This is a genomic window from Curtobacterium sp. ME-Dv--P-122a, assembly GCF_030209645.1.
GTDB classification, from domain to species: Bacteria; Actinomycetota; Actinomycetes; order Actinomycetales; family Microbacteriaceae; genus Curtobacterium; species Curtobacterium flaccumfaciens.
This window is the reverse complement of record NZ_JARVRO010000009.1, coordinates 40388-52197: the sequence shown is the minus strand read 5'-3', so window position 1 is coordinate 52197 and position 11810 is coordinate 40388. Positions and strand designations below refer to the sequence as shown.

At 71.2% G+C, this 11810-nt stretch carries 10 protein-coding genes; 2 read left to right on the top strand and 8 right to left on the bottom strand.

What is annotated here, in order from left to right:
* Positions 1-86 precede the first annotated feature (86 nt).
* Positions 87-1112, bottom strand: coding sequence for a TerC family protein (locus QRN49_RS10850; RefSeq protein ID WP_110859106.1), 1026 nt, complete (start codon positions 1110-1112; stop codon positions 87-89).
* Between the two features lie 217 nt (positions 1113-1329).
* Here QRN49_RS10850 and ftsY point away from each other — a divergent pair, with 217 nt between their 5' ends.
* On the top strand, positions 1330-2199 hold the full coding sequence (gene ftsY / locus QRN49_RS10845) for a signal recognition particle-docking protein FtsY (protein WP_017888268.1): 870 nt from the start codon (positions 1330-1332) through the stop codon (positions 2197-2199).
* 106 nt (positions 2200-2305) lie between these two features.
* Entirely contained in the window at positions 2306-2464 is a 159-nt protein-coding gene (locus QRN49_RS10840; protein ID WP_171907827.1) for a hypothetical protein, read from the top strand.
* A gap of 99 nt (positions 2465-2563) precedes the next feature.
* Here the strand turns inward: QRN49_RS10840 and QRN49_RS10835 are convergent, their stop codons facing one another.
* From QRN49_RS10835 to QRN49_RS10805, 7 genes are all read right to left on the bottom strand, one after another.
* Positions 2564-6292, bottom strand: a complete 3729-nt coding sequence (locus tag QRN49_RS10835; protein WP_284755717.1) for an AAA family ATPase — start codon at positions 6290-6292, stop codon at positions 2564-2566.
* Between the two features lie 31 nt (positions 6293-6323).
* Positions 6324-7295 (bottom strand): bifunctional DNA-formamidopyrimidine glycosylase/DNA-(apurinic or apyrimidinic site) lyase, encoded by a 972-nt coding sequence (mutM, locus tag QRN49_RS10830; protein ID WP_284755716.1) that lies wholly within the window; start codon positions 7293-7295, stop codon positions 6324-6326.
* Between the two features lie 4 nt (positions 7296-7299).
* The gene (gene rnc, locus QRN49_RS10825; RefSeq protein WP_173034235.1) at positions 7300-8025 is read right to left on the bottom strand and encodes a ribonuclease III; all 726 of its coding nucleotides are present in this window, start codon (positions 8023-8025) and stop codon (positions 7300-7302) included.
* A gap of 13 nt (positions 8026-8038) precedes the next feature.
* The gene (gene rpmF, locus QRN49_RS10820; RefSeq protein ID WP_017888273.1) at positions 8039-8242 is read right to left on the bottom strand and encodes a 50S ribosomal protein L32; all 204 of its coding nucleotides are present in this window, start codon (positions 8240-8242) and stop codon (positions 8039-8041) included.
* 55 nt (positions 8243-8297) lie between these two features.
* Positions 8298-8870 carry a YceD family protein gene (locus QRN49_RS10815; protein WP_071405664.1) on the bottom strand — a complete coding sequence of 191 codons (573 nt, stop codon included), beginning with the start codon at positions 8868-8870 and terminating at the stop codon, positions 8298-8300.
* Between the two features lie 130 nt (positions 8871-9000).
* Positions 9001-9486 carry a pantetheine-phosphate adenylyltransferase gene (gene coaD, locus QRN49_RS10810; protein ID WP_284755715.1) on the bottom strand — a complete coding sequence of 162 codons (486 nt, stop codon included), beginning with the start codon at positions 9484-9486 and terminating at the stop codon, positions 9001-9003.
* A gap of 37 nt (positions 9487-9523) precedes the next feature.
* Positions 9524-11752: an ATP-dependent DNA helicase RecG gene (locus QRN49_RS10805; RefSeq protein WP_244993152.1), complete on the bottom strand. Its 2229-nt coding sequence runs from the start codon at positions 11750-11752 to the stop codon at positions 9524-9526.
* Between the last annotated feature and the right edge of the window lie 58 nt (positions 11753-11810).

Genomic DNA, 11810 nt, shown 5'->3' with positions numbered 1-11810 from the left:
ATCCCGTGCGTGCGGACGACGCTCCGGACAGACGGGAGGCGCGGTGCCAGCTGGCACCGCGCCTCCTGTCCGTCAGGTGGTGACGGCTACTTCGCGTCGGCCTCGACCGACTCCTTCGGCTGGCCGGTCGGGGTGAGCCCGCGCTCCTGGCGGCGCTTCGAGACCACCAGCGACGCGGTCGTGGCGACCGCGATCGTCAGCGCGATGAAGCCCAGCGAGAACCAGATCGGGATCTCCGGCGCCCACTCGATGTGCTCGCCACCGTTGATGAAGGGCAGCTCGTTGACGTGCATGGCGTGGAAGACGAGCTTCACACCGATGAACGCGAGGATGACGGCCAGGCCCTGACCCAGGTAGATGAGGCGCTCGAGCAGCCCGGCGATCAGGAAGTACAGCTGCCGGAGACCGAGCAGCGAGAACGCGTTCGCCGTGAACACGATGAAGGCGTCCTGCGTCAGCCCGAAGATCGCGGGGATCGAGTCGAGCGCGAACAGCACGTCGGTCAGGCCGATGGCGACCATGACGAGCAGCATCGGGGTGAACAGCCGCTTGCCGTCGACGCGGGTGGTCAGACGGTCGCCGTCGTAGTGGTCCGAGGTCGGGATGATGCGCTTGAGGATCCGGATGAGCCGGGATTCGCCCTCGCTGCCGTGGTCGTTGCCGCTGCGGGCCTGCGACCAGGCGAGCCAGAACAGCAGCGCACCGAACAGGTAGAAGACCCACGAGAAGTTCTCGATGATCGTGACGCCGAGGGCGATGAAGACGCCGCGGGCGACGAGCGCGATCGCGACGCCGACCAGCAGGACCTTCTGCTGGAACTCCTTCGGCACGGCGAAGCTCGACATGATGATGAGGAAGACGAAGAGGTTGTCGACCGACAACGCCTTCTCGGTCAGCCAGCCGGCGAAGTACTCACCACCGGCCTGCCCGCCGCCGAACACCAGGATCCCGATGCCGAACAGGATCGCCAGCCCGATGTAGAAGGCCGACCAGAACGCGGATTCGCGGATGTGGGGCACGTGCGGCGTGCGCACGTGCGAGTAGAAGTCGAACACCAGCAGCGCGAGGATGCCGGCGATCGTGATGAGCCAGACGAAGAGTGGGACGTCCACGGTTTCCTTCAGGTAGGGCGTGCCGCTGCTGTGCGGGTACGCCGAGGCCTGAAGGTCTCTTCCGTCGCTCGGCACCGGAACCGGTGTCGCACGACCGGCGCCCCGGGGCCGGATCGTTCCGGACCGTACTGACGGGGTCACCGAGAGGGAATACTCCCCTTCGTGATCCCGAGCATACCGGGCACAGCGGACATGTGCCGCGCTCTAAGCTGGGAGCATGGCGAGTTCTTGGTCACTGTCCACACGGCTGCGCGGCCTCTTCCAGCGCAAGACGATCGACGAGACCACGTGGGAGGACCTCGAGACCGCCCTCATCGGCGCCGACTTCGGGCCCGACATCTCCGAGGAGATCATCGAGGACCTGCACGCCCGCGTCGACCGGTACGGCACGACCGACCCCGCCGACCTGCAGCGCATGCTCCGCGAGGTCCTCGAGGAACGACTCTCCAAGCTCGACACCACCCTGAAGCTCAGCGCGCGGCCCGCCGTGGTGCTCGTCGTCGGGGTGAACGGCGTCGGCAAGACCACGACGATCGGCAAGTTCGCCAAGTTCCTGAAGACCTACGACCGCACGGTGCTCGTCGGCGCGGCGGACACGTTCCGCGCCGCGGCGGTCGAGCAGGTCGCCACCTGGGCCCAGCGCGCCGGCGTCGACGTCGTCCGTCCGTCGCAGCCCGGGCAGGACCCGGCATCGGTGGCGTACCAGACCGTCGAGAAGGCGATCCGCGACCAGACCGAGATCGTCGTCATCGACACCGCCGGGCGCCTGCACACCAAGGCCGGCCTGATGGACGAGCTCACCAAGATCAAGCGCGTGGTCGAGAAGCAGACCGAGATCAGCGAGGTCCTGCTCGTCCTCGACGCGACGACGGGCCAGAACGGCCTCGCACAGGCTCAGGCCTTCATCGAGGGCGCCGGCGTGACCGGCCTCGTCATCACGAAGCTCGACGGCTCGGCCAAGGCCGGCTTCGTGCTGAGCGTGCAGGAGAAGACCGGCATCCCGATCAAGCTCATCGGGCAGGGCGAGGGCATCAACGACCTCACGGGCTTCACGCCGCACGTGTTCGTGCAGAACCTCGTCGGCTGAGCGAAGGCGGCCTCGTCGGCTGAGCGAACGCATCGGCACGCCGAGGAGTAGCGTCCCTGACGGTCCGGGCATCTGCTCGGTCTCGTTCCAGGGATAGGAGACCCTCATGCCCGCACTGCTGATCATCGCGATCATCGTCGGCCTCGTCCTGCTCTTCAGCGGCATCTTCGTCGGTGCGCTGAAGTTCCTGCTCTGGGTGGGCATCGTGCTCATCCTGCTGGCGGTCATCGGCTGGCTGCTCCGGACGATCCGCGGTCGCGCGTAGCGACCCGGCGTCCTGTCCGGACGCACCTGACACAACGGGAGGCGCGGTGCCAGCTGGCACCGCGCCTCCCGTTCTGTCGTCCGGTCGCGACCAGGGCGCCTAGGCGACCGCGTCCGCCGGCTCGCGCTTCTGCACCCGCTGGCCGACGACGGCGGAGACGCCGTCCTGCCGCATCGACACCCCGTACAGGGCATCGGCGATCTCCATCGTCCGCTTCTGGTGCGTGATGACGATGAGCTGCGACGACTCGCGGAGCCGCTCGAACACGGTCAGCAGGCGGCCCAGGTTGGCGTCGTCGAGTGCAGCCTCGACCTCGTCCATGATGTAGAACGGCGACGGCCGCGCGGTGAAGATCGCGACGAGGAGCGCCACCGCCGCCAGGGACCGCTCGCCGCCGGACAGCAGGGTCAGGCGGTCGATCTTCTTGCCGGCGGGCTTCACCTGCACGTCGATCCCGGTGCCGAGCAGGTCGGTCGGGTCGGTCAGGTTGATCGACCCCGAGCCGCCCGGGAACAGGATCGGGAAGATGACGTCGAACGCTTCCTTCGTGTCGTTGAACGCGGACTCGAAGATCGTCTGCATCTTCGTGTCGAGCTCGTCGATGATCGTCAGCAGGTCCGTCCGGGTCTTCTGCAGGTCCTCGAGCTGCTCGGCGAGGAACGCGTGCCGCTGCTCGAGCGCCTGGAACTCCTCGAGCGCGAGCGGGTTCACCTTGCCGAGCTGCCCGAGGTCGCGCTCGGCCGCCTTGAGTCGGCGCTCCTGCTCGGCACGGACGTAGGGCACGGTCTCGACGTCGGCGGGGTCGACCTCGTCGGTGGTGTCGAACTCGGGCAGGGCGGGGCCGCCGGGCAGCGTGGACTCGGCGTCGACGAGGGTCAGGTCGTCGGCGTCGGGACCCGCTTCTGCAGCAGCTTCCTCCGGCTCGGTCACGCCCGCGGCGTCGGCCGAGGCGGCCGCCGCCGCGCGCTCCGCCTCGCGGTGCTTCCGCGCGCGCACCCGCGGGTCCACGAGCACGTCGACCGGCACGGGGACGTGCGGCCCGTACTCGGCCACCAGCACTGCTTCCGTCAGCCCGAGCTCGCTCTGCGCCCGGTCGAGGACGCCGGACACGTGCAGCTTCTTCTCGTAGATCTCCATCTCGAGCGAGTGCACGCCGTCGGTGATGGTCTGCAGGCGGTCGCGGAGTTCGCGCTCCTCGTTGCGGATGGTCTGCAGCTCGGTGTTGCGCTTCGACCGCTCGGCTTCTTCCGTCGCCAGCTGCACCCGGGCCTCGGCCAGCGAACGGTCGACCGCACCGAGCACCCCGGGCAGGTCGGCGAGCACGGCTTCCGCGGTCCGGATCTGGCCGCGTCGGATGACGGCGAGCCGCGCGGCTTCCTCGGCAGCGGCGCGCTCGGCCTCGAGCTGGCGTTCGAGCTGGTCGGCGCGGTTCCGTTCGGCGCGCACCCGCTCGCGCACGGTCTCGACCTGGATCCGCTGCTCGACCTCGGCGGCACGTGCGGCCTCGAGCGCGTCCTGCAGCGCGGGACGCTCGGAGGCGTCGACCACGGGACGCTCCTGCTCGGTGAAGGCCCGGTGCGCCGACTCGGCCTCGGCCAGCACCGCCTCGGCGGTCTCGACGGCGCCGTCGGTCTCGGCCAGCGCGGCACGCAGCCGCTCGACCTCGGCCGCGGCGTTCTCCGCCTTCGCCCGCGTCGACGCACTCGTGCGGTCGTACTCGGCCTTCGCCCGCGTGTACGAGCGGGATGCTGCGTCGGCCTCGTCCGCACGGCGGCGTGCGTCCTCGACGGCACTGCGTGCGGCCTGGAGGCCCGTGGCCGCGTCCTCGGCGTCGGTCGCGATCGCGTCGCGGCGCGTCACGGCGTCGTCGCGCTCCGCGACGAGCTCGATGCGCGAGGTCACGCGCTCCCCGCCGCCGGTCACGCGGACCGCGCGGACGAGGTCGCCGGACCGCGTGACCACCGTGGCGTGCGGGGCGGCCGTGAGCACCGCCTCCAGGTCGAGGTCGTCGGTCTCCGCGACCAGCGTGTCCCGCAGGATCGACGCGAGCGCCGGCGGTCCCTGCGCCAGGTCCGTGGCACGGCGGACGCCGGCCGGCAGGGTCTCGGGCAGGGCGGTGGTGACGGACGCGGCGTCCGCGACGACGACGTCGATCCGGCCGAGGTCAGCAGCGCGGGCGTGGTCGACGGCGTCGAGCGCTGCACCGCGGTCGTCCACGAGGACGGCGTCGGCGAGTCCCTCGAGCGCGGTGGCGATCGCGGCCTCGAACCCGGGCGACACCGTCAGGCTGTCGGCCAGGCGACCGACGATGCCCGCGCGACCGGCGTCGATCAGGGCCTGCGAACCGTCGCGGACCTCGATCGACATGCCGAGCGCGGTGACCCGGGCGTCGAGGGCGTCCCGCTCGCGTTCGAGGGCGTGGAGGCGGTCGCGCTGCTCGTCGCGCGTGGTCTGGGCCCGTTCGAGCTCGGCGCGCGCCTGCTCCAGGGTCTGCGCGAGCGCGGACTCGTCGACGCCCTCGGACGGGTCGACACCGAGTTCGGCGAGGGCCGCCGCGGCACGCTCGGCACGCTCCCCGGCCTCGGCCAGTGCCCGTTCCCGGCGCTCGCGGTCGGCGACGGCGGAACCGCGCTTCGACCGGGCGACGTCGACGGCGCTGGCGAGCCGCTGCGCCTCGAGGTCGTGCTGCGAGACCCGGGCAGCTTGGGCGGCGATGCGTTCGTCCAGGGTGTCCAGCGCGGCGCGGGCGTCCTGCACCGCGCGGGCGGTCGTCGCCGAGCCACCCTGCATCTCGTCGGCGCGGGCGGCGAGGCGGTCGGCCTCGGCACGGACCCCGGCGACCTGCTCCTGGGTGACGGTGGGGCCCTGCTGTGGCGCGTCGGCCTGCTGCGCGAGGAACATCAGGCGCTGGTTCGCCAGGCTCGACAGGCCACGGAGGCGCTCCTGCACGCTCTCGAGCCGGTGCACGACGGTGCGGGCACGGTCGACGTCGTCGCCGACCATGCTCTGCTCGACGTGCTGCTGGCGCACCCGGGTCTGGTCGAGCCGCTCGGTCAGGACGATGCGCTCGGACTTGCGGCCCGCCTCGACCTCCTGGTGGTCGTGCAGCTCGCGGCGCAGGCGCACCACGTCGTCGGCGAGGATGCGGGCCTTGGCGTCGCGGAAGACCGCGGCGACCGACTGGGCCTTGCGTGCGACCTCGGCCTGGCGCCCGAGGGGTTTCAGCTGCCGCCGGATCTCACCGGCCAGGTCGGACAGGCGGGTCAGGTTCGTCTGCATCGCGTCGAGCTTGCGGAGGGTCTTCTCCTTGCGGCGACGGTGCTTCAGGATCCCGGCGGCCTCCTCGATGAAGCCGCGGCGGTCCTCCGGGGTGGCGTGCAGCACCTTGTCGAGCTGGCCCTGCCCGACGATGACGTGCATCTCACGGCCGAGGCCGGTGTCGCTCAGCAGCTCCTGCACGTCGAGCAGCCGGCAGTTCTCGCCGTTGATGGCGTACTCGCTGCCACCGTTGCGGAACAGCGTGCGCGCGATCGTCACCTCGGAGTACTCGATCGGCAGCAGACCGTCGCTGTTGTCGATGGTCAGCAGCACCTGGGCCCGACCGAGCGGACCGCGGGTCGAGGTGCCGGCGAAGATGACGTCCTCCATCTTGCCGCCGCGCAGGGTCTTCGCACCCTGCTCCCCCATCACCCAGGCCAGGGCGTCCACCACGTTCGACTTGCCGGAGCCGTTCGGGCCGACGATGCACGTCACGCCCGGCTCGAACGCGAACGTCGTCGGCTGCGCGAAGGACTTGAACCCCTTGATGGTCAGGCTCTTCAAGTACATGCGGTCTCCGGATGCTCTGGTTGGCGTCAGGCTAACGCGTGCGGGCGCGGGGACGGGGTTGGCACACGGGGCAGATGTGGCTCGACCGGTTCATGAAGGCCTCGCGCACGATCGTCGTGCCACAGCGTGGACACGGCTTCCCCTGCTGCCCGTAGACGTTCAGGCGCTGCGAGAAGTACCCGGACTGCCCGTTGACGTTGACGTACTGGGCGTCGAAGCTCGTGCCGCCGTCCTCGAGCGCCCGGTGCAGGATGGCGCGGACCTCGTCGAGCAGTCGTCGCAGGTCGGCACGGGTGAGGCGGTCGGCGGCGCGGTCGTAGTGCAGCTTCGCGGCCCAGAGCGACTCGTCGGCGTAGATGTTGCCGATGCCGCTCACGACGCCCTGGTCGAGCAGCACCCGCTTGATGCCGCTCGAACGCTTCCGGGCCATCGCGGTGAACCGGTCGTCGTCGAACCCGGGGTCGAGCGGGTCACGGGCGATGTGCGACACCTGCCCGGGCACCCAGCGGCGCCACACGGCATCGGGGTCGATCGCGTCGACCTGCCCGCCGAACCCGGCCGGAGCACCGTCGATCGTCGGCACCATCGCGTCGATCGCCATCGAGCCGAACGTGCGCTGGTCGACGAACTCGAGTTCCACCGGGGGCTCCGCCGCACCCGAGCGGTCGGTGCCCGCGGGCTGCACGTCGATGAGGATGCGCCGGTGCTTGGCCGCCGGTCGACCACGGCCGAGCAGGATCTGCCCGCTCATGCCGAGGTGGGCGACGAGCGCCTCGGGGCGGTCCCCGTCGTGCTCGGGCTGCAGCGGCATCCAGAGGAACTTGCCCCGGCGGACGGCAGCGGCGATCGTGCGACCGGTCAGTCGGTCGGCGAAGTCCTCGGCGGGGCCGTCGTGCCGGGTGAGGGCGCGGTCGTCGACCACGTCGACGTGCAGGACCCGCGCGCCGCTGACGGCGGGTTCGAGGCCGGCGCGGACGACCTCGACCTCGGGGAGTTCGGGCACGCGGTCAGGCCGCTCGGCCGGACAACCGGGTCCAGGCGTCGAGCGCAGCGGCCATCTCGGCGGCCTTCTTGCTCGACCCGGTGCCGGTGGCGATGTCCTCGCCCTGCAGGACGACCGTCGCCATGAAGGTCTTGTCGTGGTCCGGGCCGGTCTCGGTGACGCGGTACGCCGGGTTGCCGAGCGAGCGGCTCGAGGCGAGCTCCTGCAGGCTCGTCTTCGGGTCCATCGCGGCGCCGAAGCGGTCCGGGTCGATCATGAGCGGCTCGACCAGACGGAGCACGAGCTCGGTCGCCGGGTCGGGACCGGCCGACAGGTACGTCGCGCCGATGACGGCTTCGACGGTGTCGGCCAGGATCGACGACTTGTCGCGCCCGCCGGTCTGTTCCTCGCCCTTGCCGAGGCGCAGGTAGCGGCCGAGCCCGATCATCCGGGCGATCTCGGCCAGCGCCACGGTCGACACCAGGCTCGCCCGACGCTTGGCGAGGTCACCCTCGTCGAGGTCGGGGAACGACCGGTAGAGCTTCACGGTCACGGCCTGGCCGAGGATCGAGTCCCCGAGGAACTCGAGGCGCTCGTTGTGCTTGATGCCCCCGTGCTCGTAGGCGTAGGAGCGGTGCGTCAGGGCGAGCTGGAGCAGCTCGAGGTCGATGTCGGCCCCGAGGATGCCCTGCAGACGAACGACGTCCGGCCCCGCGGGGCGAGACCCCGCAGCGCCGGACGTTGTCGTCATGCGTTCGGTCCGATCAGACGTCGGCGACCTTGCGGCCCTTGTACTCCATGTACAGGGGCGTGCCGGCCGAGTCCTCGACGACCTTCGCGCGGTGCGGGAGGCTGTAGGTGACCTGACCGTTCTCGATCGTCTTCACGAGCTGGATCGGCGTGGCCTTCCACTGCGAACGACGGGCGTGCGTGTTCGCACGGGACTGCTTGCGCTTGGGAACGGCCATGGTGAATCTCTTTCGGTTGGTCGGTGGTCGGTACGGGGGCTGGCGGTGTCGGGACCTACTCGGTCTCGGCCCGCTCCTCGCCCTCGGTGGTCTTCGGTGCGGTGGTGTCACCGTCGGTGCTGTCGTCGAGCTCGATCGCGCTGAGCGCTGCCCAGCGGGGATCCAGCACCTGACGAGCGGGCTGCTCGCCGAGGTCGGCCAGACGCTCGCCCGTCACCGGGTCGAGTCCTGGGCAGTCCGGTCGGCAGACCGGCTGGAACGGCAGCGACAGCACCACCGCATCTCGAACGACCTGTTCGGTGTCCACGTGGTCATCGCGAACGAAGAAGTCGAAATCCTCCGAGGCATCATACGCGAACAGCTCGGCGAAATCGACCTCGATCGGTTCGCTGATGTCGATGAGGCAGCGCGAGCACTCCCCCGTGGCGTCGGCCGAAGCGTGTCCGGACACGAGGACGCCCTCGTGCAGGCCTTCGAGTTTGACGTCGATGTGCAGTTCGGCACCCTGTCGGACGCCGATCAGACCCGCCCCCATCGCGTCGGGCACCTCGATGTCGAGCGAGTGCTCGCGCATCTCACCCGGCCGGTGCGCGAGGTCGCGCACGCGCAGGGCGTAGGGGCTGTTCACGGGGGAAGACACGATCGACAAGCCTAGCGCGATCGGGGCCGAGAGTCGAGGTGGCGACAGGCGTGTCCGGACGCGGTGGGGCGCAGTGCGCGTGCTGGGCGGGCTGGGCGGGCGTGCTCAGCGGGCGCGCTCAGCGGGCCGCGAGCGCGTCGGCGACCGTCTTCGGCACGTAGGGCGTGACGTCACCGCCGAGGGACGACACCTGGCGGATCAACGAGCTCGACACGTGCGCCCGCGACGCCTCGGGCAGCAGGAACACCGTCTCGACGTCGGCCAGGTGGCGGTTCATGATGGCCATCGGGGTCTCGTACGCGACGTCTTCGCCGGACCGCACGCCCTTCACCAGGACCTTCGCCCCGACCCGCCGGCAGTAGTCGACCAACAGCCCGGACGTCCACTCGCCGACCGTGACCGTCTCCGGCGCGCCGACCTCGACCAGCGAGTCCTTGATGAGCCGGACCCGGTCGACCGCCTCGAACATCGCCGGCTTCTTGTCGGGGTTGTGCACCACGAGGACGTGCACCTCGTCGAAGAGCCCGGCCGCGCGGCCGATGACGTCGAGGTGCCCGAGGGTGACGGGGTCGAAGGAACCGGGGACCACCGCGATCTGCGCCATGGCAGCGACGATACCGCGCGGGCCGTCGGGCTCCGGGTCAGTTCTTGCCGAGGAACGCCGCGTCGGACTCGTCGAGGCGCCGGGCGAGGGCGTCACGGAGGGCCGGGGACCCCTCGAGCTCGGGATCGGGTTCGAGCACGCGCTCCGCTTCTTCCCGCGCGTCGACGATGAGGTCGGCGTGCTCGACCACCCGGAGCAGGTTGAGCGAGGACCGTCCACCGGACTGCCGTTCGCCCAGGACGTCGCCCTCGCGCCGGAGCTCGAGGTCGACCCGGGCGAGCTCGAACCCGTCGTCCGAGGCGGCCACGGCGTCGACGCGCTCGCGCGAGGTGGTCTCGAGCTCGGCGGAGGTGACCAGCAGGCAGACGCCGGCCCACTGCCCACGACCGATGCGGCCGCGGAGCTGGTGGAGCTGCGAGACCCCGAACCGGTCGGCGTCGAGGACGGCCATCATCGCCGCGTTCGGGACGTCGACGCCGACCTCGATCACGGTCGTCGCCACGACCACGTCGAGGTCGCCGGCAGCGAAGGAGGTCATCACGCGGTCCTTCTCGTCGGCGGTCATCCGGCCGTGCAGGACCGCGATCGAGCGCCCTTCGAGCACGGGCATGGTGCGCATCCGCTCGGCCGTGGCGAGCACGGTCGCCGGGGCACGCTTCGGGGCGTCGTCCTCGCCCTCGGCCGGCTCCGGCTCGCCGTCGTCCTCGGTGTGGGCGTCGTCGATGGCCGGGCAGACGACGAACGCCTGGCGGCCCTTGGCGAGTTCCTCCGCCATGCGGGACCAGATCCGGGGTTCCCACCCGGGGTGCTCCGCCAGCGGGACCGTGAAGGTCTCGACGCCGGCGCGCCCCGACGGCATGCCCGTGATGGTCGAGACGTCGAGGTCGCCGAACACCGTCATCGCGACGGTGCGCGGGATCGGCGTCGCGGTGAGCACGAGCACGTGCGGCGGGGTCGTGCCCTTGGTGCGGAGGGCCTCGCGCTGCTCGACACCGAAGCGGTGCTGCTCGTCGACCACCACGAGCCCCAGCTCGGCGAAGTCCACCCGGTCGCCCAGGAGCGCGTGGGTGCCGACGACCAGCCGTGAGCTGCCCGACACCGCCGCGAGCAGGGCCCGGCGCCGTTCGTCGGTGGACTGCGACCCGGTCAGGATCACCGGTCGGAGCTCGGCGGCGAGGTCCGGCCCGAGGAACTTCACGATGGAGCGCAGGTGCTGGGCCGCCAGCACCTCGGTCGGGGCGATGAGCGCGGACTGGCCGCCGGACTCGGCCACCGTGAGCATCGCCCGGATCGCCACGAGCGTCTTGCCCGAACCGACCTCGCCCTGGATCAGCCGGTGCATGGGCCAGGTGCGGGCGAGGTCCTGGTCGATGTCGGCCCCGACGGCCCGCTGGTCGTCCGTCAAGGTGAAGGGCAGGGTGGCGTCGAAGCGCTCGAGGATGCCACCGGGGGCGGCCACACGCGGAGTGGCAGCGGTGCGACGGGCCGCGATCCGGCGCTGCACCAGGGCGGTCTGCAGCACGAACGCCTCGCGGTAGCGCAGGGCGTCCTGCGCGCGCTTGAAGTCCGCGACCTTCTCGGGGCGGTGCAGCAGCTCGAGGGCCCGGCGGAACGGCACGAGGTCGAGCCGGGACCGCGCGGACGCCGGCACCGGGTCGGGCAGGTCCGGCAGGGTGTCGAGGACGATCCCGATGGACTTCGCGATCTGCCACGACGTGAGCGAGGCCGTCGCCGGGTAGATCGGGATCGGCTGGCGCGACCACCGGATCGCTTCGTCGGAACCGGGCTCCGCCGTGGCGCGGGGGTCGTCGGGGTCGAACAGCTCGTAGTCGGGGTGGGCGAGCTGCCGGGCACCCCGGTAGTCGCTGACCTTGCCGGAGAAGATGCCCCGGGCGCCGGGGACGAGGTCCTTCGTGCGCCACCCCTGGTTGAAGAACGTGAGGGTGAGCAGGCCCTTGCCGTCGCCGATCTTCGCTTCGAGGATCGAGCCGCGGCGCGCGCGCATGGTGCGTTCACGGACGTCGACCACCTCGGCGACGATGGTGACGGGTTCGCCGATCGCGAGCGAGTCGAGGGCAGTCAGTGCACCACGCTCGGCGTAGCGGCGGGGCGCGTGCTCGAGGAACTCCCCCACCGTGCGGTAGCCGAAGGCCTTCTCGATCGCGGTCGCCGTCCGACCGCCGAGCACGTTCGCGAGCCGCGCGTCGAGCGGCGCCGGACCGAGGTCGGGCGCGGCCGGCGCAGCGGGGGTTCCGGAGGTGACCACGCTCCAACGGTACCCGGCACGACCGACCCCACCCGCGCCTCCCGAGCGGCCTGTGGAG

Coding starts and splice junctions, on each gene's coding strand:
- ftsY (WP_017888268.1), top strand. CDS start 1,330: ATGGCGAGTTCTTGGTCACTGTCCACACGGCTGCGCGGCCTCTTCCAG.
- QRN49_RS10840 (WP_171907827.1), top strand. CDS start 2,306: ATGCCCGCACTGCTGATCATCGCGATCATCGTCGGCCTCGTCCTGCTC.
- QRN49_RS10835 (WP_284755717.1), bottom strand. CDS start 6,292: ATGTACTTGAAGAGCCTGACCATCAAGGGGTTCAAGTCCTTCGCGCAG.
- rnc (WP_173034235.1), bottom strand. CDS start 8,025: ATGACGACAACGTCCGGCGCTGCGGGGTCTCGCCCCGCGGGGCCGGAC.
- rpmF (WP_017888273.1), bottom strand. CDS start 8,242: ATGGCCGTTCCCAAGCGCAAGCAGTCCCGTGCGAACACGCACGCCCGT.
- coaD (WP_284755715.1), bottom strand. CDS start 9,486: ATGGCGCAGATCGCGGTGGTCCCCGGTTCCTTCGACCCCGTCACCCTC.